The 20,532-nt window shown below is 59.4% G+C and carries 20 protein-coding genes and 2 pseudogenes; 14 read left to right on the plus strand and 8 right to left on the minus strand.

The window, feature by feature from the left end:
- Positions 1–304: 304 nt before the first annotated feature.
- Entirely contained in the window at positions 305–1,360 is a 1,056-nt protein-coding gene (locus tag KDX37_RS26685; RefSeq protein WP_231656239.1) for a patatin-like phospholipase family protein, read from the minus strand.
- A 153-nt stretch (positions 1,361–1,513) separates the two neighbouring features.
- Here KDX37_RS26685 and KDX37_RS26690 point away from each other — a divergent pair, with 153 nt between their 5' ends.
- From KDX37_RS26690 to KDX37_RS26715, 6 genes are all read left to right on the plus strand, one after another.
- Positions 1,514–1,792, plus strand: a complete 279-nt coding sequence (locus tag KDX37_RS26690; RefSeq protein ID WP_231656240.1) for a hypothetical protein — start codon at positions 1,514–1,516, stop codon at positions 1,790–1,792.
- A gap of 241 nt (positions 1,793–2,033) precedes the next feature.
- Positions 2,034–2,951: an AAA family ATPase gene (locus KDX37_RS26695; protein ID WP_231656241.1), complete on the plus strand. Its 918-nt coding sequence runs from the start codon at positions 2,034–2,036 to the stop codon at positions 2,949–2,951.
- The gene (locus tag KDX37_RS26700; protein ID WP_231656242.1) at positions 2,921–3,904 is read left to right on the plus strand and encodes a DUF58 domain-containing protein; all 984 of its coding nucleotides are present in this window, start codon (positions 2,921–2,923) and stop codon (positions 3,902–3,904) included. Before KDX37_RS26695 ends, KDX37_RS26700 begins: the two co-directional genes overlap by 31 nt.
- Entirely contained in the window at positions 3,901–5,934 is a 2,034-nt protein-coding gene (locus tag KDX37_RS26705; RefSeq protein ID WP_231656243.1) for a transglutaminase TgpA family protein, read from the plus strand. The genes KDX37_RS26700 and KDX37_RS26705 overlap by 4 nt, the downstream gene beginning before the upstream one ends.
- Before the next feature lie 33 nt (positions 5,935–5,967).
- Entirely contained in the window at positions 5,968–6,720 is a 753-nt protein-coding gene (locus KDX37_RS26710; RefSeq protein ID WP_231656268.1) for a CHAD domain-containing protein, read from the plus strand.
- Between the two features lie 161 nt (positions 6,721–6,881).
- On the plus strand, positions 6,882–7,679 hold the full coding sequence (locus KDX37_RS26715) for an acyl-CoA thioesterase (RefSeq protein ID WP_231656244.1): 798 nt from the start codon (positions 6,882–6,884) through the stop codon (positions 7,677–7,679).
- Positions 7,680–7,697: 18 nt separating this feature from the next.
- Here KDX37_RS26715 and KDX37_RS26720 read toward each other — a convergent pair whose 3' ends face one another.
- The 4 genes and pseudogenes from KDX37_RS26720 to KDX37_RS26730 all read right to left on the minus strand — a co-directional run bounded on the left by KDX37_RS26720 (position 7,698) and on the right by KDX37_RS26730 (position 10,565).
- On the minus strand, positions 7,698–8,060 hold the full coding sequence (locus KDX37_RS26720) for a DUF962 domain-containing protein (RefSeq protein ID WP_231656245.1): 363 nt from the start codon (positions 8,058–8,060) through the stop codon (positions 7,698–7,700).
- A gap of 108 nt (positions 8,061–8,168) precedes the next feature.
- Positions 8,169–8,675, minus strand: a pseudogene (locus tag KDX37_RS29915) (methyl-accepting chemotaxis protein); the annotation flags it as partial.
- A gap of 363 nt (positions 8,676–9,038) precedes the next feature.
- Positions 9,039–9,644: pseudogene (locus KDX37_RS29920) on the minus strand (methyl-accepting chemotaxis protein); the annotation flags it as partial.
- A gap of 102 nt (positions 9,645–9,746) precedes the next feature.
- Complete coding sequence (locus KDX37_RS26730) at positions 9,747–10,565, minus strand: TatD family hydrolase (protein ID WP_231656247.1); 819 nt, start codon at positions 10,563–10,565, stop codon at positions 9,747–9,749.
- A 180-nt stretch (positions 10,566–10,745) separates the two neighbouring features.
- On the opposite strand from KDX37_RS26730, the gene KDX37_RS26735 reads away from it, so the two are divergent.
- From KDX37_RS26735 to greB, 5 genes are all read left to right on the plus strand, one after another.
- Positions 10,746–12,179, plus strand: coding sequence for an MltF family protein (locus KDX37_RS26735; RefSeq protein ID WP_231656248.1), 1,434 nt, complete (start codon positions 10,746–10,748; stop codon positions 12,177–12,179).
- An 86-nt stretch (positions 12,180–12,265) separates the two neighbouring features.
- The gene (locus tag KDX37_RS26740; RefSeq protein WP_231656249.1) at positions 12,266–12,700 is read left to right on the plus strand and encodes a DoxX family protein; all 435 of its coding nucleotides are present in this window, start codon (positions 12,266–12,268) and stop codon (positions 12,698–12,700) included.
- A 242-nt stretch (positions 12,701–12,942) separates the two neighbouring features.
- Positions 12,943–13,251 (plus strand): class I SAM-dependent methyltransferase, encoded by a 309-nt coding sequence (locus KDX37_RS26745; RefSeq protein WP_231656250.1) that lies wholly within the window; start codon positions 12,943–12,945, stop codon positions 13,249–13,251.
- Positions 13,252–13,354: 103 nt separating this feature from the next.
- Positions 13,355–13,684 (plus strand): hypothetical protein, encoded by a 330-nt coding sequence (locus KDX37_RS26750; protein ID WP_231656251.1) that lies wholly within the window; start codon positions 13,355–13,357, stop codon positions 13,682–13,684.
- A gap of 47 nt (positions 13,685–13,731) precedes the next feature.
- On the plus strand, positions 13,732–14,205 hold the full coding sequence (gene greB / locus KDX37_RS26755) for a transcription elongation factor GreB (RefSeq protein ID WP_231656252.1): 474 nt from the start codon (positions 13,732–13,734) through the stop codon (positions 14,203–14,205).
- 733 nt (positions 14,206–14,938) lie between these two features.
- Here the strand turns inward: greB and KDX37_RS26760 are convergent.
- Together KDX37_RS26760 and KDX37_RS26765 are read right to left on the minus strand one after the other, a co-directional pair.
- Positions 14,939–17,455 (minus strand): ABC transporter permease, encoded by a 2,517-nt coding sequence (locus tag KDX37_RS26760; protein ID WP_231656253.1) that lies wholly within the window; start codon positions 17,453–17,455, stop codon positions 14,939–14,941.
- Positions 17,455–18,138, minus strand: coding sequence for an ABC transporter ATP-binding protein (locus KDX37_RS26765; protein WP_231656254.1), 684 nt, complete (start codon positions 18,136–18,138; stop codon positions 17,455–17,457). Before KDX37_RS26765 ends, KDX37_RS26760 begins: the two co-directional genes overlap by 1 nt.
- Before the next feature lie 10 nt (positions 18,139–18,148).
- On the opposite strand from KDX37_RS26765, the gene KDX37_RS26770 reads away from it, so the two are divergent.
- The 3 genes from KDX37_RS26770 to KDX37_RS26780 all read left to right on the plus strand — a co-directional run bounded on the left by KDX37_RS26770 (position 18,149) and on the right by KDX37_RS26780 (position 20,173).
- Complete coding sequence (locus tag KDX37_RS26770; protein WP_231656255.1) at positions 18,149–18,754, plus strand: arylesterase; 606 nt, start codon at positions 18,149–18,151, stop codon at positions 18,752–18,754.
- Between the two features lie 56 nt (positions 18,755–18,810).
- Positions 18,811–19,092, plus strand: a complete 282-nt coding sequence (locus KDX37_RS26775) for a hypothetical protein (RefSeq protein ID WP_231656256.1) — start codon at positions 18,811–18,813, stop codon at positions 19,090–19,092.
- Between the two features lie 115 nt (positions 19,093–19,207).
- Positions 19,208–20,173, plus strand: a complete 966-nt coding sequence (locus KDX37_RS26780) for a L,D-transpeptidase family protein (protein WP_231656257.1) — start codon at positions 19,208–19,210, stop codon at positions 20,171–20,173.
- Between the two features lie 88 nt (positions 20,174–20,261).
- Here KDX37_RS26780 and oprI read toward each other — a convergent pair whose 3' ends face one another.
- A complete protein-coding gene (gene oprI / locus KDX37_RS26785; RefSeq protein ID WP_002553018.1) occupies positions 20,262–20,513 on the minus strand; it encodes an outer membrane lipoprotei OprI in 252 nt (83 codons plus the stop codon).
- Positions 20,514–20,532: the final 19 nt, after the last annotated feature.

Consider the following 20,532-nt stretch of genomic DNA (forward strand, 5'->3'; position numbering starts at 1 on the left):
GGGCAATCGGCATGGATGCCGATTGAGCTGCACCGGGCCATGGATGGCCCGTTGCAGCGACCGCCGGATCAGTGTCAGGACGAAGGAATCCGCCGCAGGTGGACCCAACCGGAGCCTGAGGCTTTGCCCACTTTGGCCCCATCAAAGTGGGTCGCCGAGGGGCGAAAAGGTGACCTGAGCCGAGCGTGCAGGCCACTGAGTCCACAATCCATATCATCCATATGCCCAAACAAGGTGACCCGCGCCGAGCACCCAAGCCCCCGAACCCATGCCGCATCGCATCACCAAACAACACCCGGCCCTATTACCGCTGCTCGCCCTCATACCGATCCAGCGTGTCACTGGCAATCTCACGCCCCAACGCAATCAACTCCGGGGCCTTGTAAAATTCGAAAAACCGGCACACCCGCTTCGGCACATTAATCAGAATATCCGGCGGATACCCCGCAATCTTGTACTGCGCCAACGACGTCTGCATCACCTCGAAACTCTGATTGATCAGATCCAGTAACGACGCAGGCCCGACGTTATCGATAATCACCGAGCCACTGGCCGATCGCGGTGCGCCTTCAGACTGAGGCGCTGCGGCGGGTTGCTGGGCCAGCGGGTCGGCAGACACCTCATCCAGCCAAGGGCTTGGGACATGCGCGGCGACCGGTTTCAGACTGCTGGTTTCAGACGATGCCAACTCATGACCCGTGGTATTGACCTTGCGTCTGAACGGCAGACGCGCACCCAGTGAGTTGATCAATAGGTCGACCCGCTTCTTTACCGCAGGCGGACGCTCGATCACTGGTAACTGATAATGCTGCTGGTGGGTCGAGTTGAGGTTGACTGCCACGATCAGATCACAATGACTGGATACCACGGGCACGATTGGCAGCGGATTCAACAGCCCGCCATCAACCAGCATGCGTCCTCCTTGCATGACCGGTGTGAACAGGCTGGGTATCGCCGCCGATGCGCGCATGGCCTGGTGCAGGCAGCCTTCCTGAAACCATATCTCCTGCTGATTGGTCAGGTCAGTGGCCACCGCGGTATAGGGAATACGCAAATCCTCGATGTTGATATCGCCCACAATTTCGCGAATGTGCCCGAAGACTTTTTCGCCACGAATGGCGCCCAGTCTAAAGCTGACGTCCACCAGACGTAACACATCCAGGTAATCCAGGCTTTCTATCCAGTGGCGATACTGCTCGAGTTTGCCAGCTGCGTAGATGCCCCCGACCACTGCGCCCATCGAACAGCCTGCGATGCACGCGATTTCGTAACCGCGCCGCTCCAGCTCTTCGATCACGCCAATGTGCGCGTAGCCACGGGCGCCACCTGACCCCAATACCAGTGCTATCCGTTTTTTCATCAGCTCACCCCTGATTTCAGTCGGCTCACGATACGCTGAATAAAGAACGTTGTTGGATGAAAACAGTTACCCTTGACCCCCGTATGACGGCACTTTTAGCCGTTTACACCGTCAAACCGCCACACACTTTTTCTACTCTTGAGGTAACACCCCATGAAAGCCTGGATCTGTCTGCCATTGTTCATCGTGGTTCTTGCAGGTTGTGCTGGCAAGACAGGGTATCGCGACAGCTGCGCCACTCAGCTCGACGGCGCCTGGCACGAACTCGATCTGGCCAAGGCCGAAGGCTTCGCCGGGACGGTCAGTTACTCCAAGGCGCTGTCGCTGTTGACGGGTGCCAAGACCCAGCAACAATTCGAAGCATTTGAAGGCTGCACCGAGAAAGCCGAAAAAGCGCGGTTCTACATTCGTGAGTCACGCGCTGGCCGTTGATTGATCCGTTGTGAGCCGCGTCCTGGTGCTATTACCAAGGCGCGGGCTGCAGACGTCTCGACGGGCAGTTTTCCAAGCCTGCCTGTACACGTTGAACACCCTCCGCAATGCCTTCTTGCCTTCCTTCCGGCAAATCCCTTCATACTGTGGCGAAACGGCCTACGCTGACCATAAAGTGTTCGGACGTTTCGCATCGTTTGCAGTCCCACAGTCATGAAGCCGTTGCCGGGAGAGACTTTCGATGGATAGAAAACTCGATGCATGTTTGAGCGCCATCAATGAGGTGGTGCTGGGCAAGGAAGCGCAGGTACGTCTGGCGATGACCTGTCTGATTGGCGGTGGCCACTTGCTGATCGAAGACCTGCCGGGCATGGGCAAGACCACACTCAGCCATGCGCTGGCCAAAATTCTCGGGCTGAGCTATCAGCGTATCCAGTTCACCTCGGATCTGTTGCCCGGCGATATCCTTGGAACTTCGGTGTTTGATCGCGATAGCGGGCAGTTCACCTTTCATCCTGGGCCGATCTTTGCCGAGCTGGTGCTGGCTGATGAAATCAACCGCGCTACGCCCAAAAGTCAAAGCGCTTTGCTGGAAGCGATGGAGGAGGGGCAGGTGTCCATCGAGGGCGCGACCCGTCTGTTGCCCGATCCCTTTTTCGTCATCGCGACCCAGAACCCGTTCAGTTCCGGCGGCACGTTTGCTTTGCCTGAGTCGCAGCTGGATCGATTCCTCATGCGTATTTCCATGGGGTATCCAGCCCGCGCGGCAGAAAAGGCCTTGCTGCTGGGCGAATCGCGCCGAGAGTTGTTGCCGCGTCTGCAACCCATCTTGGATCACGCTGCGCTCGGTCAATTGCAGGCAGAGGCCCGACAGGTGCGGGCCAGTGACGCGCTGGTCGATTACGTGTTGCGGTTGGTAGACGCAACCCGCAGCCAGCCGCAGTTTGCTTACGGCCTTTCACCACGGGCCAGCCTGGCGATTTTGGCGGCGGCCAAGGCGTGGGCCATGCTGTTTGGTCGTGATTATGTGATCCCCGAAGATGTTCAATCGGTGCTGCCCTCGGTGGTCGGTCATCGTTTGCGCGAGCGCAGCGACCCGACCGGTCATGGCGGTGGTGCGTTGGTGCAATGGTTGCTGCGCGAGGTGCCGGTGCTTTGATTCCGCCGCTCACACCGTTCTGGCAGCGCTGGCTGGAGAAGCGTATTCCGCCTGCATCGCGAGTTACCCTCGATCACCGGCGCATCTTCATTCTGCCAACCCGAACCGGAATGACCTTTGCGGCGGTGCTGGTGCTGATGCTGCTGGTCGCGATCAATTACCAGAACAGTCTGGCTTATGGCCTGACGTTCATGCTGATGTCAGTGGGTGTACTGACGATCCTGCATACTTACCGAAACATCAGCGGGCTGATTTTGAGCGCCGGAGTGGCGCGTTCTGTGTTTGTCGGCGAGCCCGTGCAATTGCGCTTGCGTCTGGAAAGTAGCGGTCCTTCCCATCACGCGCTGGGGCTGGGATGGGAGGCTGTGAATGTGCAGCCGGGCGACGTCACACCGAGAGGGCTGACCGAGATCGAGCTGACCCTGCCTGCCGAGCGCAGAGGCTGGCTACGTGCGCCCAGACTGCGGGTCGAAAGTGTATTTCCATTAGGTATTTTTCGCGCGTGGAGCTGGCTGGATCTGGAGCAGACCGCGCTGATCTACCCGCGCCCGCTGTTTGGCACGATGCCCTTGCTCAAAGGCGTTCAACCTCACGCTGAGGACAGTGGCCAGGTGACGCAAGGAACAGGTGTCGATGACTATCACGGCTTGCGTGGTTATCAGCCGGGTGACAACCGTGGGCGTCTGCACTGGAAAGCGTACTCCCGGGGTCAGGGGCTGCTGGTCAAGGATTTTGTCGACCTGAGTGGTCACGATCTTTGCCTGGACTTCATGGCGCTGGGTGGCGACATCGAAGAGCGTCTGTCACGCTTGTGTTATTGGGTGCTGGAACTGTCGCAACGTCGACAGCCGTTCGCCTTGAGCCTGCCGGGCTTTGTGTCGGCGGTGGGCAGCGGCGATGCACACCGCGAGACCTGCCTGCGCGCGCTGGCGCTTTATGGGGATCGACCATGAAGGCGCGGACCACAAAGCCTGCGGTCACGAAGCTGCAGGCTGAGCTCAGTCAGCCCGTTCCCCGCGACAGCCTGACCTGGCTGTTGCTGGCGCAGGCACTGGTGGTGTTGCCATTTACGTTGCATGTACCGGTTTCGATCATGGCCCTGTGGCTAGGGTGTACGGTGTGGCGCGTGCAGGTCTTTCGCATGCGCGCCCGTCTGCCCGGTACATGGGTCAAGTCTGGTTTGCTGGTGGGCACGGCGGGGGGTGTGTACCTGGCGCGAGGCAGCCTGGTGGGGCTGGACGCTGGCGCTGCGCTGCTGGTCGCGGCTTTCGTGCTGAAGATGCTCGAAGTCAGCACGCGCCGCGACGCACGGGTGCTGATCTTTCTGGGCTTTTTCTGCGTGGTGGTGGGTTATCTGTTCGAGGACAGTCTGCTGTGGGCGCTGTTCAGCCTGCTGCCCATCGGCGCGTTATTGGCGGCACTGATCGGTCTGCAGCAGTCTGCTCTGGCGAGCAGGCCTGTTGCCACGCTCAAGCTGGCTTTCAAACTGATGGCCCAGGCGGTGCCGTTGATGCTGTTGCTGTTTGTATTCTTCCCGCGTCTCGACCCGCTCTGGTCCTTGCCGCAGCCCAGCAACAAAGGGCTCACAGGTCTTTCGGACAATATGGCTCCTGGAGACATGGCAGAATTGAGCCGCTCCCCCGCGCTGGTGTTTCGCGCCAGTTTCGAAGGCGCTGTTCCCGCCCGCAATCAGTTGTACTGGCGAGGCCTGACTCTGGAGCAGTTTGATGGACGTCGCTGGTCGCAATCGTCACGCGCCCAGAGCGTGCAGGTTGCGCAATGGCAAAAACGCGGCGAGCCACTGACCTACAGCATCGTCATGGAGGCCAGTGGTCGTCCCTGGTTGCCAAGCCTGGATGTGGGCGAAACCAGCCTGTCCGAGGTGCGCCAGATGAGCGATTTCCGCTTGCAGCGCAGACGTCCTGTCGAGCAATCGTTGTTGTACGGCGTCACGTCCTGGCCGCAGAGCGTGCGTGATGCGCAGCCTACCGAGCAGATCCAGCGTCAGGACATGCAATTGCCTGCCAAAGGCAATGAGCAGGCCCGGCAATGGGCCGATGACCTTCGCCGTCGTTACGCCCGCCCCGACGCGCTGGTCGAAGCCATACTGGGTTACTTCACCCAGCAGCCGTTCCATTACACCCTCAAGCCAACCCCATCGGGCAATGACAGCATCGATGACTTTCTGTTTGTCAGTCGCAGGGGTTTTTGCGCTCACTATGCCGGTGCGATGACCTTCGTGTTGCGTGCCGCAGGTATTCCGGCGCGGGTGGTGGCCGGCTATCAGGGTGGGGAGATCAGTTCTGATGGCCAATACCTGACTGTGCGGCAGTTCGACGCCCATGCCTGGGTCGAATACTGGCAGCCGGGCGTCGGCTGGCGCAGCGTTGACCCGACGGCCGCGGTTGCGCCGCAGCGTATCGAACAGGGTCTGGAACAGGCACTTGCGGCCGACGAAGACTTTCTGCAGGACGCGCCGTTTTCGGCATTGCGTTACCGGCATGTGCCCTGGATCAATGCCATGCGCCTGAGCTGGGATGACCTCAATTACGGCTGGCAGCGATGGGTGCTGGGCTACCAGGGTCAGCAACAATTGCAAGTGCTCAGCCGCTGGTTCTTAGGGTTCGAGGCGCCGGTGTTCGTGGCAGGCATCATAGTGTCACTGGGGCTGGTTGCGCTGTGGCTGTTCAAACCGTGGCGCCGTGAGAGCGATCCGCAGCTGCGTCTGTTCAATGCGTTTGAACGCTTGCTGGCTCGCCATGGTCTGCGTCGTATGCCGGGCGAAGGTGCGGTGGCGTTCGGTCGCCGTGCGGCACTGTTCTTTCCTCGGCAAGCGGGCGCCATCGAGGCGTTCGTGGAGGAGTTTCAGGCCCAGCGTTATGCCGGTCGCTCCGGCTCGTCGAGCCAGTTGCGTGGCCGCTTGAACGCACTGCGTCGCCAGATGCCGTGGCGGTTATCGGCGGCCAAGGGCAGTCATTCATGAGTTGTTTTGTTTGAGGGGAATTGCATGTCATCAATGGTTGATCATCTGGTCGCCAACGTACTGGCGCTGGATGTCAAATTGCTTGCGTGTCAGGCACGGCTCGCGGTTTCGACTGACAGCGAAGCGTTGCACGATCTGCGCACCACCGTGCGCCGCTTGCGTAGCCTGCTGCGGCCGATGCGGGACATTTCCGGTGTCACTCAGCTGGAGGATGCTGCCAAGGCGGTAGGGCAGTTGACCACGCCATTGCGTGACATGCAGGTGCTCGCCGCGTTTCTTGACAAGCAAGGGTTGCACGAGCCTGCCCGTACGCGTAACGAACACTTGAGCCATGCATGTCCCAGGGTTGCCAAGTCCGGCGAAATGACCCGTCTGATGACATTGATTGATCAGCTTCCAACACTGTTACGCCTGCAGCAGCGTCAAGGCCTGTTGCGTGGTCTGCGTAAAACCATCGAAAACCGTATGGACAAACAGTGGCGCAAGTTGCGCGTGGCGATTGCCGAGCCTGACCATGATCGTCACGACTTGCGCCTCTTGATCAAGCGCGTGCGCTACGCCGCCGAGGCTTATCCGGAATTGAGCCACCAGCCGAAAAACATGCAGGCGCGCCTCAAGTCTGCGCAGAGCGAACTGGGCGACTGGCATGATCATCTGCAATGGCTGGCGCAGGCAGGTGAGCAGGCTGATCTGGCACCTTGTATTCCTGGCTGGCAGATAGGCATCGTGCGTGCCGAACGCAAGGCCGAAGCGTCGCTCAAACGACTGGCCAAGGCCTGCTTCTGAGGCAGTTGCCAGAACGGATTATTCCTACGGCATACAGGTCGTTCAGGCCGCAATAATGGCCGTTATGCGGCATGTCAGTTGGCCGGCAGATGGGTAACATCTTGATCATCCTGTGCTACCCATCGACATGGGTACCGATGTCGCCCTCTGCTGGAGCCTCCATGACTTTTTGCGAACTGATCAATGCTGTCCGCGACACGCCACGTGCGGTCACCATCCCGGCCGAGTGGTCGCAGGGCCGCGCCTGCTTTGGTGGGCTGATGGCGGCGCTTACCTTCGAGGCCATGCGTGCCGAGGTGCCTGAAGGACGGCCGGTGCGGTCGCTGGCGATCACGTTCGTCGGGCCTGCCGAGCCCGGCGTGCCGATTGCCTTTGACGTCGAGATCCTGCGGCATGGCAAGGCGGTCAGTCAGGTGCTGGGGCGTGCTACCCAGAACGGACAGGTGATGACCCTGATTCAGGGCAGTTTCGGCGCGCCGCGCGAATCCATGATCAACGTTGCTGCAGCCCCTGCGCCCACCTTCAAAGCGGCCGACGACTGTACCGAGCTGCCGTTCGTCAAAGGCTTGATGCCCGATTATCTGCGATTCATGGAGATTCGTTGGGCGTTGGGTGCTATGCCGTACAGCAATACCCCATCGCCCGCTATCGGCGGATATGTCCGGTTTCGCGATGAGCAGCAGGCTTGGCCGATGACCGAAGCTCACATCCTGGCACTGGTCGACAGTTGGCCACCCGCCGTGTTGCCGCATTTGAACAAACCGGCACCGGGCAGCTCGCTGACTTGGACCATTGAGTTCGTTCAGCCACAACCGGCGCTCGACACACTGCAATGGTGCAGCTATCAGGCTGTCATCGAGCATGCTCGCGATGGTTACGGGCACACGGCTGCAATGTTATGGGGGCCGGAAGGAGAGTTGATCGCGATCAGTCGTCAAACCGTCACTGTGTTTGGCTGAGAGCTCAGAGCTCCGGCTTCAGCGCCGGTGCCGCTGTTTCCAGGCTTGCCACCATCCACCGCTCAACACAAAACGCGGAAAGGTCACGAATTGCTCGGTCAGCAGACGTTTGATGGCGTCATTACGGTCACTGAATGGTTCTGATGCGTGTTGTTCGAGCGAGTGACCATGACGCTGCACACCCAGCGCCGCAATCAGGCCGATGACACCAATGGCGATGGACGAGAAGCTGAATGAAAACAGTCCATCCAGAATCAGCAGCGCCGTGATGACAAACAGCGGCACAGCGATCAGATGCAATACCAGGTTGGTCGGGTGCTGGTGGTTGCGTGCGTAGCCGCGCCACTGCCACGTGTGAAGGTCGGGGAGTCGCTTACCCATACTGCTGTCCTCTTCAATGCCATCCTCGGATGCATCTTCCAATGACTGAAGAGTAGGCCTGCTCCGGGCCGCGCGCGAGTCAAGCCTGACTATCGCCGTGATAGTCGCTCACAACTTCAGTTGGCCGACGGCAATGTTCAATTCGCTGGCCAGTGCAGCGAGCCCACCACTGGTGCTGGCGCAATCGATGGTCTGGGTCACGGTGCGCTCTGTCACGTCACGAATGCTCACCACGGCGCGATTCATCTCTTCGGCAACCTGGCTTTGCTGCTGAGCAGCCACTGCAATCTGCGTATTGCTTTCACGCATCCGGGCAACCGCATCGGCGATGGCCGCCAGCGCATCGCCGGCCTGTTGTGCCTGCTGCACGCACTCGTCAGCCTTGTGCGAGCTGTCCTGCATGTAGTCCACCGCGTCACGAGTGCCGGCCTGCAAGGCCGACACCATGTTGGTGATTTCATCCGTGGAGTTCTGCACCCGTTTGGCGAGGTTGCGCACTTCGTCGGCGACGACCGCAAAGCCTCTTCCCATGTCCCCGGCACGGGCGGCTTCGATAGCGGCATTAAGAGCGAGCAGATTGGTTTGCTCGGCAATGCTGTGAATCACGCTGACCACGCCATTGATCTTCTGGCTGTCCTGCGCCATGCGCTGGATCATCTCGGCCGTCTGCTGCACGCCGCTGGAAAGCCCGGCAATTGACAACTGCACACGCTCCACCACGGCCTTGCCGCTGCCAGCCAGCGCGTCGGCGGCGTGTGACTGGTCTCGGGTAGCGGTGGCATGTTGAGCAATGTGGTGAACGGTGGCGTTCATTTCGTTGATCGCGGTCGCGACCTGATCAGTTTCGCTCTGCTGGTCGAGCATGCCTTGGCGTACTTCGCGCATCCCGATAGCCAGGTGCTCGGCCTCATCATCCAGCCGGGCAGCGGATTGCGAGACAGTGTTGACCACGCGTTGATAGCCGGCCTGCATTGCATTGAACGCTTTGCTCATCTGCCCGACCTCGTCATCGTTGCCGTTGGGTACACGTGCAGACAGATCGCCGGTTTGCTCGACGTAAAGCATCACGTCCTTGAGGGCATTGAGTTGGCTGAGGAGAAAGCGAATGAGCAGTTGTGAAGCGCATAACATGGCGATCATCAGCACCAGCACGGCGATCGCATAGTGGATCGCGCGGTGCTCAATCATCTGAGTGAGAGACGGTGCAAACGCAAGCGCTGCGACGCGCTGACCATCAGCCCGGACAGTGACCTGGGCGCCCCACAATGATCGTTCACCCAAAGACCTGTCGAGTGTGACCCAGTCGTCGGCGTTGGTCAGTTCCGGTAGCGCAACGCCGTTGAAACTGGGTGTCGCGCCTGTGGCGTAAGCCAGCAGTGCGCCACTGGACGGCAACGGCTGCTCTGTTGGCCATCTGGCAATAGCGCGGGCGAGAGTCTGAGCGGCCTCCTGCGAGGTTTGTCTTCGCGCCTGTTGCTCAAGCTGCACGGCGTACAGCACCAGCAACAGAGTGGTGATAAACGCGACGGCATTGACCGCCCAGAATTTGTATTTGAGTGACAGGTTGCCAAGCCAGGAGCCCATTTGCAGTCTTCTTTGATGGTCGTGAGTGATAGTGTCAGGGTGCTATCGCTGTGTCGCAACTCTCAAAGCAACACTTGATGCGGATCAATGAAAACGCAGATTTCAGTCTGCTGTTCGCTCAAATGTCGGCAAACCGAAGAATTCACGTGCGCATGCGGTGCTGTGCAGCGCGAGGTCCTGTTCGCTTTCGTTGCGGTGCAACGCTACTTCGCGAAGCACTTCAGGCAGATAAGCCGGTTCGTTTCGACCGTTTTTCGGTTTCGGGCGCAGGCTGCGTGGCAGGAGATAAGGTGCGTCGCTTTCCAGCATCAGGCGTCCGCGGGGAATATTGGTCACGAGGGGATGCAAGTGCGTGCCGCGTCGCTCATCGCAGATCCAGCCGGTGATGCCGATGTGCAGGTCCAGATCCAGATAGCTGAACAACGCGCTCCGCTCGCCGGTGAAACAATGCACCACGGCGGCGGGCAAACGGTCACGGTAGTCGCGCAGGATCTCCAGCAGGCGCTGATTGGCGTCGCGCTCGTGTAGAAATACCGGCATTTGCAGTTCAACGGCCAAAGCCAGATGGGCTTCCAGCACTTTTTCCTGCTGGGGACGCGGCGAGAAGTCACGGTTGAAATCCAGCCCGCATTCACCGACTGCCCGAACGCGATTTTCGTTGAGCAGAGCATGCAACTGTTTCTCGGTGTCGCCGGTCCAATCGCTCGCCGAGTGAGGATGGATGCCCGCTGTGCAGAACAGCCTTTGCGCACTGTCATCCAGTTCGTGGCAGAGCTGCAAAGCCTGTTCGCTGCCCTCGACACTGGTGCCGGTCACCACCAGTTGGTCCACGCCTGCGGCATAAGCGCGGTCGAGTACCGCCTGTCGCTGCGAAGCGAAGCTTGCGTTGGTCAGATTGACGCCGATGTCGATGAGTTGCATGGTGCTACCTCCAGCTGAAGGCTGCCGAGCATACCAGAGCTACGGCTACAACAAGAAAGAGCTGGATATTCAAACGCTTGGGCGTAACGGCTCAACGATTTCCTGTGCTGTCCAGTACTGCTGCGTGACCTCAAGAGTTCCTTTTTCCTGTTTTTTTCCGGCATTGCCCTGGGGAAGTGAATGATCCGATCCGCGCTTGTCTGCACGATGTGTCTATTACCGCTTTTGCCCTTCCATGCGTCGGCCCGACAGACAGGCCCAGAGGTTGTGCAACATGCCACTCCGGTGCGTGACCTGGCCGCGATCCGCAGCAGCAAGGTCCTGCGCGTGCTGGTCAACCAGAGCCGCAACAGCTCAGGCGACGTCAAAGGGGAGGAGGTCGGTATCGAATACCATCGACTGCAAGCGTTCGAGCGCTACCTCAACAGCCATTCCCGCTATGGCCAGAAGGTCACCTTCAAAATCATACCGAAAGCCAAAAATCAGTTGCTCAGCGCCTTGCAGCGCGGTGAGGGTGATCTGATTGCGCCGGGCGAATTGCTTGATGCCAGCACGGCCAAAGGGGTGCGTGCCAGCGAGCCGATCATTCACGACGTACCTCTGGTACTGGTCGGTGTTCGCGGCCAGCGCAGCTTGAAACGCGTCGACCAGCTTTCCGGCCGCACCCTCAGCCTCGCCAGCGGCAGCGCCGTTGACGACGCGGTGCATCAGGTCAATCGGCAGCTGGAGTTGCGCAAGTTGCCACTGGTGAAAATCGAGTGGGTCGATCCCAGTCTTGCGGTGGAGGACGTACTGGAAATGGTCCAGGCCGGCATCTATCCCATGACCCTCGTCGAGCAGCCTATTGCCGAGCGCTGGGCCAAAGTCATGCCCAAACTGCGTATCGATCGTGGCCTGACCCTGCGTACTCAGGGCGACATCAATTGGTTCGTGCGTGACAACGCAACCCTGCTGCGCGCCAGCATTGATGACTTCCTGCATGGTTACAAGCCATCCCCCAATCAGGATTTGGCGTTTGAAAAGGCCTACAAGAACACTTACCGGGTCAACAATCCGCTGGTTCGCACCAATGTTCAGCGGCTCGAACAATTGCGGCCGATGCTGCAGCGTCACGCCGATGCACAAGGTATGGACTGGCTGGATCTGGCAGCATTGGCTTTCAAGGAATCAAAACTCGATCCTTCCGCCAAAGGCAGTGGCGGGGCGACAGGCCTGCTGCAGATCACCCCTTCGGCCGCGAAGAGCGTAGGTGTACCCAACATCCAGAGTACTGAGGACAACGTTCGGGCCGGCTCGCGCTACATGGCTCAAATCCAGAGAAAGTATTTCTCGAGCCCCAAGGTCAACGAACGCGAGCGTATGGCCTTCGTTATGGCCGCTTACAACATGGGGCCGGAGCGAGTACAGGGCATGCGTGAAGAGGCGCGGCGACGTGGCTTGAATCCCAATCAATGGTTTTTCCAGACCGAGCGTGTGGCGATGGAGCAGGGCGGGGCCAATGTCGTCACGTTCGTCAACAGCGTGAACAAGTACTACCTGGCGTTTGACCGTGAACGGGATGCGCTGGAGAAAGACGGTGCGGGCAAAACACCTACCAATCGAATAATCAGATGATAATGGGCTTTATTTTGCGGTTTCTACATTTGTAGATTTGATTATGATGGCGCCACTCTCATTCAATAGCAACGGAATACGCCAGCATGAACACATTGATCAAATCGGTACTTGGCACCCGCGCCGGTTATGGCCTGACCGTCCTTCGCGTCATCGTCGGCATTGCTTTCATTGCACACGGCAGTCAGAAACTGTTCGGCGCTTTTGGTGGCTATGGCCTTGAAGGCACAGCACAGTACATGGAAAGCCTGGGCCTCACGCCGGGTTATCTGATGGCACTGTTATCGGGCAGCGCCGAGTTTTTTGGTGGTCTGGGCCTGTTGCTAGGCTTGCTGGCACGCCCTGCAGCAGCGGTGGTGACTGTGCTGCTGCTGGTTGCGATTTTTTCTGTACATATCCACAACGGTTTCTTCATGGCCAATAACGGCTATGAGTATGCGCTGGCACTGCTTGGCGGCGCATTGGCAGTTCTGATCGAAGGGGCAGGCAAGCTTTCCGTGGATCGCGCCATCGCCAGGTAAGCATTGCCTGGTCGCCCGAAAGGCTCGCAGATTGCGGGCCTTTCGCGTTTCTGATGCTTTGTCATGGATGACAATTGACAACGAATGCCGCGCTTCTCTAGGATGCGTGCTCAAGCGCCGATTTAACAACTACTTGCGGGGCGCCTGACGAGGTTCAAACCTTGTTTAAATACCGCTAAAACGTTGGTTCGGTGTTGCCTCTCACCGCTGCCCAGCGGAGCTTCTGAGGCAGAGAAAAAGCCATGAACAACTTGCGCCCCCTTATACGTCTTTCCCCGATCAGCACCACGCTGTCCCGTAAAAGCCCCCGGATCCTGCTGGGCGGTTCTCACCAACCCACGCTGTTACGTTACCTGGATGGCTGGCCTCGTCGCCGCGGCGGTTCCTGCGCGTTTCTGATCCAGTTCATCAAACCGCATCAATCGCTCAGCGGTTTTGCCAATGATCACTTCGACCTCGCCGTGATTCAGTCGCCAGCCAGGGCCGATGTCGAGCAGGTGATTCGTGACCTGACCCGCGTCGCGCGGCAGGGGTTGATTACACTGGGCTGATCCAGGCCGCGAATCAGCGGCCATAGAAGGCATTTTGCTGGCCCCCGGCGCTTCGCTTGACAGGCAAAATCGCCGCCTTATCAAAGGATTAGGTGGTGGCTGCATGCGATTGGTTTATTGTGCTCTGGCTTGCTTGACACTGTCGGGTGTTGCACTGTCTGCCCAAGCGAGAAACGCGACCGAAAACGAACGCTATCTGTGCCGTTGGGGTTCGACGATTGCGGCGGGTGCGCAGACGTCCAAGCTTTCAGGGGTGACGCGTTACGGTGCCCGGCAAAAGCTGCAGGCGCGCAAGTTCACCAAACAGTGGATGCGCCCCATGGCGCTGGGAATCAACGAGCAGACCTATGACAGCGCATCGCGATTGAAGCCTGACAGTGTCAGCAAGATTTATTATGACGACTGCATCAGGCACGAGGTGACGCGCAAGTAGCGCAGTCAGCGCCGGATGACCTTTTTCTTGCGGTCCGGAGAAGTGTCTTGAGTACAAAGATCATCACCCAGCAAGGGCACGACGCCCTGAAGAAAGAGCTCGATTATTTGTGGCGCGAGCACCGGCCAGACATCACCCAAAAGGTCGCCTGGGCGGCATCGCTGGGTGATCGCAGCGAAAACGCCGATTACCAGTACAACAAGAAACTGCTGCGTGAAATCGACCGTCGTGTGCGTTACCTGCGCAAGCGTCTGGAAGACATGCGCGTGGTGCAGTATTCGCCGGAGCAGGAAGGACGGGTGTTTTTTGGCGCCTGGGTTGAAATCGAGAACGAAAACGGCGATCTCAAAAAATTCCGCATCGTGGGTTATGACGAGATCTATGGACGTAACGATTACATCTCCATCGACTCGCCGATGGCGCGGGCTCTGTTGAAGAAAGAAGAGGGTGACGAGGTGCTGGTCAACACGCCCGAAGGCGAGAAGCTCTGGTTTGTGAACAGTATTGTCTATGAGCAGTAATACCTGTCTGGGCGGTTTTTCAGTTTGCAATCGTCAAGGGCCGCAGCGTAGCCCATCGCAGCCGTCGTAACCTTCGCAAGTTCCCGCACCCTTCGGGCAGAGGCCTGTTTGAGTTTTCATGCCTGTGGGCAGGACGGTGCTTCGCGGGTCCTCGGGATATTTTCAATCATGAGGTCGGGTGCGGTTTTTTGACTGCGGATTCAGGAGCCTGATGTATTCGACTCACGTCACCTTTGCGCCCTTACGGCGCCCTACTTTGAAAAGACCAAAGTAGGCAAAGTCTCCAGCTCCGGTTGGGTCCGCCTGCGGCGGATTCCTTCGTCCTGACCCGGCGGTCGCCGCAACGGGCCATCCCTGGCCCGGTGCGGCTCAATCGGCATCCATGCCGATTGACCCCCGGATCAGCGCCAGGACTCAGCCTGCACCTTACGTCGCGCTCTGTAGTGGCGCGGCTGTCGTGGAAGGAAAGCGCGGCTTTTTTAGGGTGCTGTGGCTTTGCCTTCTTTGATCCTTATCATGCATCTTTTAGCGAATATGCCGCCCTCTTCGTCAGCAAGCTGACTCCCACGGGTGTGCATTTCAAATGTGGAATCCAGGTTTGCGTGGGAGCGAGCTTGCTCGCGAAGACTGATTTAAGGCACCCCATCAATGTGAAGCGCGTCTCAAAAGTGGGGCAGCAGTTGGAGTCCGTGTTCCATCAGAAACTCGCCCCAGCCTGTTGACCAGCACCGCCTCAACCCTCACGCAGCACGGTCAGCGGGCTGACATTCAGCGCACGGCGAGTGCCGAACACGCCCGCGCCGCCGACCAGCAGCGCCCCGATCACCGGCAACAACAGCAGCCAGGGGTGCGGCTGCCATTCCAGTGAGAATGCATACCTGTACAGCACGAAGCTCACCAGCTCACAGCCCAGTGCCGCAAGCAGGCCACTGGCGGCGCCCAACAGGCCGAACTCAATTCTGCGGGATTTGATCAACAGCGCGCGCTCTGCTCCCAGTGCACGCAACAGCGCGCCCTGGCGAATCCGCTCATCCAGTGTGGCCTGCAAGCCGGAGAACAGCACCGCGATGCCTGCTGCCAACACGAACAGCAGCACGAACTGCACCGCCAGAGTCACCTGGTCCAGAATGCTGCGCACCTGCGCGAGCAGCGCTTCTACTCCCAGAATGCTGATGGAGGGAAATGCCCGCGACAGTTCGACAATCTGCCGGTCCTGCCCGGGCGGCAAGTAGAAGCTGGTCAGGTAAGTAGTCGGCAGGTCAGCAAGCTTCCCGGGCTGAAATATCATGAAGAAGTTGGGCTGGAAGGTGTCCCAGTTCACGTCCCTCAGGCTCGTCACCATAGCGTCGCGTGTCAGACCGCCTACGATGAAGCTCAGGCGATCCCCCAGTTTGATGTGCAGGCTCTCGGCCAGTTTGGTCTCGATCGAAACGCCTGGCGTCGTATCGTTTTGACCGGCCGGGGGCAGGTCCTTCCACCAGTTGCCTGCTGTCAGTGTGTTGCCTTCCGGCAGGTCGGCAGCCCAGGTCAGGCTCAAGTCCCGACGCGTGGCGTTCTCGCCGCGTGAGTCTTTGGTGACGAAGTTGCCGACAGGCTCGCCGTTGATGCTGGTCAGACGGCCCGGCACTACCGGATACAAAGGCGCTGAGTGCGTGGACAATTTGCTGATGGCCTGGGCGAAGTTTTCCTTGTCCGCTGGTAGTACATTGAGCACGAAGTAATTCGGCGCGTCCTTGGGCAGTTGGTTCTGCCAGGTATCGAGCAGCTCTCCCCGCAGCAGCGCGATAAGGCCCATCGACAGCAGAATCAAACCAAAGGCCAATGACTGGCCAGCGGCAGCCAGCGGATAACGCAGCAACTGACCCAGGCCCAACCGCCACGGCAGCGACGCCCCTGACAGCAAACGACGCAGGCTGTTGAGTGCCAGCAGCAACAGACTGCCCAGCACCAGTGCGGCGATGATGCCGCCGCCCAACAAGGCGAAGGTCAGGACCAGGTCAAGGCTTAGGCGCCACATGATCAGGCCCAGCGCCAACAGCGCGGCACCGTAAACCAACCAGGAGCTGGCCGGGATCGGCAGCATGTCGCGACGTAGTACGCGCAAAGGCGGCACGCGGCCCAGTGCGGCCAGGGGGGGGAGCGCGAAACCGGCGAGTGCGACCAGACCGGTACCCATTCCTGCCAGCGCAGGCAGCAGGCCACCCGGTGGAACACTGGTTGGCAACAGGTTTTGCAGCAGCGCGAACAGACCCAGTTGCGCCACCCAGCCCAGCACGGCCCCGCTCAGGCTGGCCAGCAGACCGATGATTGCGAGCTGCAGACTGAACAGCGCCATTGCTTCACCGCGCGACAGGCCCAGGCAGCGGAGCAGGGCGCTTGCATCGAAACGTCTGGCGGCGAAACGCGACGCGGACAGAGCAACGGCGACGCCTGCCAGCAACACGGCTACCAGACTGGCCATGTTCAAATAACGCTCGGCCTTGCCCAGTGCGCCGCCAATTTGCTGGCTGCCGTCGCGGGCGTCCTTGATTTCCTGATGCGGTTCGAGACCGGACTCGATGGCATTGCGGTACGCGGCCAACGTCTGCGGCGGGCCGCTCCACATTTCCCTGTAGCTGACACGGCTGCCCGGCTGAACCACGCCCGTGGCGGCCAGGTCCTGCAAGTTGATCATTACCCGCGGCGTAAGGCTGTAGAAGTTGCCGGCGCGGTCGGGCTCGTAGGTCAGTACGCGAGTCAGTTTCAGGGTCTTGGCGCCAACGTCGATGTCATCACCGACGTTAAGGCCGACTGCGGGAAACAGCCTGGCCTCGGCCCACGCTTCGCCGGGCTGCGGGCCACTGCCCGCTTGCTCGGTCTGGTAAAGGTCCGGCGCGCTTTTAAGCTCGCCGCGCAGCGGGTAGGCGCTATCCACAGCCTTGATGCTTGACAGCTGAATGCCTGCGTCGGTGGCGATGACGCTAGAGAAGATAACGATCTGTGCATGCTTGAGCTGGAGCCGCTCGCCTTCCTGCACCTGTTCGGCGCGTGCCGGGCTGGAGCCTTCCAAAATCAGATCGGCACCCAGAAATTCGGTCGCCCTCAGCAGCATCGCGCCATTGAGGCGAGCGCCGAAATAACCGATTGCTGTGCTGGCTGCGACGGCAACCAGCAGCGCGAAAAACAGTACGCGTAATTCCCCTGCGCGAGCATCGCGCAGCAGTTGGCGCGCAGCGAGGCTCTGCAGGCGGGTGAAAGGCAAGCGTGCCATCAAGGCTCCAGAGGGGCTACCAGACGGCCCCCTTCAAGACGGATCAGGCGTCGGCAACGATGGGCCAGACGCTCATCGTGAGTCACCAGTACCAGTGTCGTATTGCGCTCCTTGTTCAATTCGAACAACAGGTCGCTGATCCGCTCACCTGTATGACTGTCGAGATTGCCGGTGGGTTCGTCGGCGAACAACACGTCTGGATCAGCGGCAAAGGCTCTGGCAATCGCAACCCGTTGCTGTTCACCACCGGACAACTGACGTGGCGTGTGCGTCAGGCGCTGGCCCAGACCGACTCGTTCCAGCAGGACGCGGGCGCGCTCGCGGGCGTCCTTGCGGCCTTCGAGTTCCATGGGCAGCATGACGTTCTCCAGCGCATTAAGGCTGTCGAGCAATTGAAACGACTGGAAGACGAAGCCTACGTGTTCGGCACGCACCCTGGCGCGCTGATCTTCATCCAGCTCGCTCAGGTTGCGGCCCGACAGAACCACCGAACCAGCGCTTGGCAGGTCCAGCCCGGCCAGCAGGCCGAGCAGGGTGGATTTGCCCGAACCCGAGGCGCCTACGATGGCCAGCGTGTCACCCTTGTTTAGTTCCAGGGAGAGTTCGTGCAGGATAGTCAGGTCACCTTCGGTGCTGGGGACCACTTTACTGAGGCTTTGGGCACTGAGAATACTTTCACTCATGGAGAATCCGATGCGTGCGTGGTTTTTAAGTGCTGGCCTGGGGTTGATGCTGCTCTCACAGGGCGCAATGGCGGGCACAGTGTTGATCGTTGGGGATAGTATCAGCGCGGCTTTCGGCCTGGATACCCGGGTGGGGTGGGTCAGCCTGCTGGAACAGCGGCTCAAGGAGCAGGGCTTTGACGACAAGGTGGTCAATGCGTCGATCAGCGGCGACACCAGTGCCGGGGGCCAGGCGCGGCTGCCTGCGCTGCTTGCAGAGCATAAGCCTGAGCTGGTTATTCTCGAATTGGGGGGTAACGATGGGCTGCGTGGCCAGTTGCCTGCTCAATTGCAACAAAACCTTTCGTCGATGATAGATGGATCACGTTCGGCGGGTGCCAAGGTCCTGTTGTTGGGTATGCGCATACCGCCCAACTATGGACCGCGCTATACCAAGGCGTTCGAAGAGGTCTATACCAACCTTGCAAAAGAGAAAAAAGTGCCGCTGGTGCCGTTTTTCCTGGAAGGAATTGGTGGTGTGCCAGAGCTCATGCAGTCCGATGGACTTCACCCTGCCGCGTCTGCGCAGAACAAGTTGCTGGAAAATGTCTGGCCGACCCTGAAACCGCTGCTTTGAGGCTTTTCTAGGCGGGGGCTTTCGGCTAAGGTGGCGCCCCCGATCTGGAGCCCCCCATGCCGCGTCCCGCCTGGTCCCTATATGCCTATCAAGTGCTTGAGCCCGATGAACAGCTTGATCTGTTCGCGTGCCAGGAAGTGCGGGTGCATCTGATTGCGCGTCAGCTGGAGCTTGGTGGCTCGATTGACCGCACGTTATGCGGCACGTTGCTGCCAGCGCAGCCACAAATGTCTGCCGTCGAGCCGGACGCGCTGCGCGACGACCGTCTGTGTCAGCTGTGCAAAGCCATCCTTGATGCCCAGCGCAGAGGCATGAACCCCATCTGGCCTGAGCTTTAGCTGTCCGCGTGCTGTTGTCAGGTGCGTGGAGCCGGGCGCAGAGCTCCCCGAATCGGCGAGCGCCGGTGTACACTTCAATTCTTCTCTATAGCCGTTACCCGAAGGACTTTCCCGGATGTTGTCGCGCATTCCAGCTGTTACCCGCTGTCTGTCACTTGCTGCTCTCTGCGCGGCAGGCTCTGTTCATGCACTGGAGTTTCCATTGCCTGCGCCCGGCGAAGACATCATCGGGCAGGTCCAGGTCATCAAAGCCAAATACGAAGATACCTTTGCCGACCTCGGCACGCGTTACGACCTGGGGTATCTGGAAATGATCGCAGCCAACCCGGGTGTCGACCCATGGCTGCCGGGTGCAGGCAAGGACATCGTCCTGCCGACCCGTTTCATCCTGCCGCCGGGCCCCCGCGAAGGTATCGTTATCAATCTGGCCGAATACCGCATGTACTACTACCCCAAGGGGCAGAACGTTGTGCACACCTATCCGCTGGGTGTGGGGCGCGAAGGATGGGGGTCGCCGATCGGTGTTACCAAAGTCATCGCCAAAACACCGAACCCGACCTGGACGCCGCCTGCGTCTATCAAGGCTGAGCACGCTGCCGACGGTGATCCGCTGCCCAATGTCGTGCCGGCAGGTCCGGATAACCCGCTGGGGCCGTTCAAGTTCGGCCTGGGCATGTCCGGTTACCTTATCCACGGTTCGAACAAAAAGTTCGGGATTGGCATGCGCACCAGCCACGGCTGTTTCCGTATGTACAACAACAACGTACTTGAATTGGCCGACATGGCCCCGGTCGGCACAACCGTGCGCATTATCAGTGAGCCATACAAGTTCGGTCTGAGCGGCGGCAAAGTGTATCTCGAAGCCCACACGCCCGTTGACGACCAAGGCAATCCATCGGTGGTGGATAAGCACACTGCGGTCATCAATGCATTACTCAAGCGTGACGACCTGGCCAATAACCTGCGTATGAACTGGGATCTGGTGCGTGACGTAGTTGCCGCTGAAGACGGTATGCCCGTCGAGATTGCTGTTCCGGGTACTGCCGCTGCGGTATCTGAAGCACCGGTAATTTTTCAATAAGCTTGCACAGGCGTTCAAGGTGCTGAAAAAAGCGCAATAAAAAAGCCGATCCGTTGCCGGATCGGCTTTCCATAATCCCGAAGGATTATTACTTGCGGCTTGCTTTGTCCAACATGCGCAGAGCGCGCTCATTGGCTTCGTCAGCAGTTTGCTGAGCTTTTTGAGCAGCAGCCAGAGCTTCGTCAGCCTTGCGATAGGCTTCGTCGGCACGTGCTTGCGAACGGGCTGCTGCGTCTTCGGTAGCTGTCAGACGAGCTTCGGTTTCTTTGGATACGCTGCTGCAACCGGTGGCCAGAACTGCTGCCAGAGCCAGAGCAGAGAATTTCAGAACGTTGTTCATCGTGTTCCCCTTCAAGGAA

It is taken from the genome of Pseudomonas californiensis (assembly GCF_021147775.1).
GTDB lineage: Bacteria > Pseudomonadota > Gammaproteobacteria > Pseudomonadales > Pseudomonadaceae > Aquipseudomonas > Aquipseudomonas californiensis.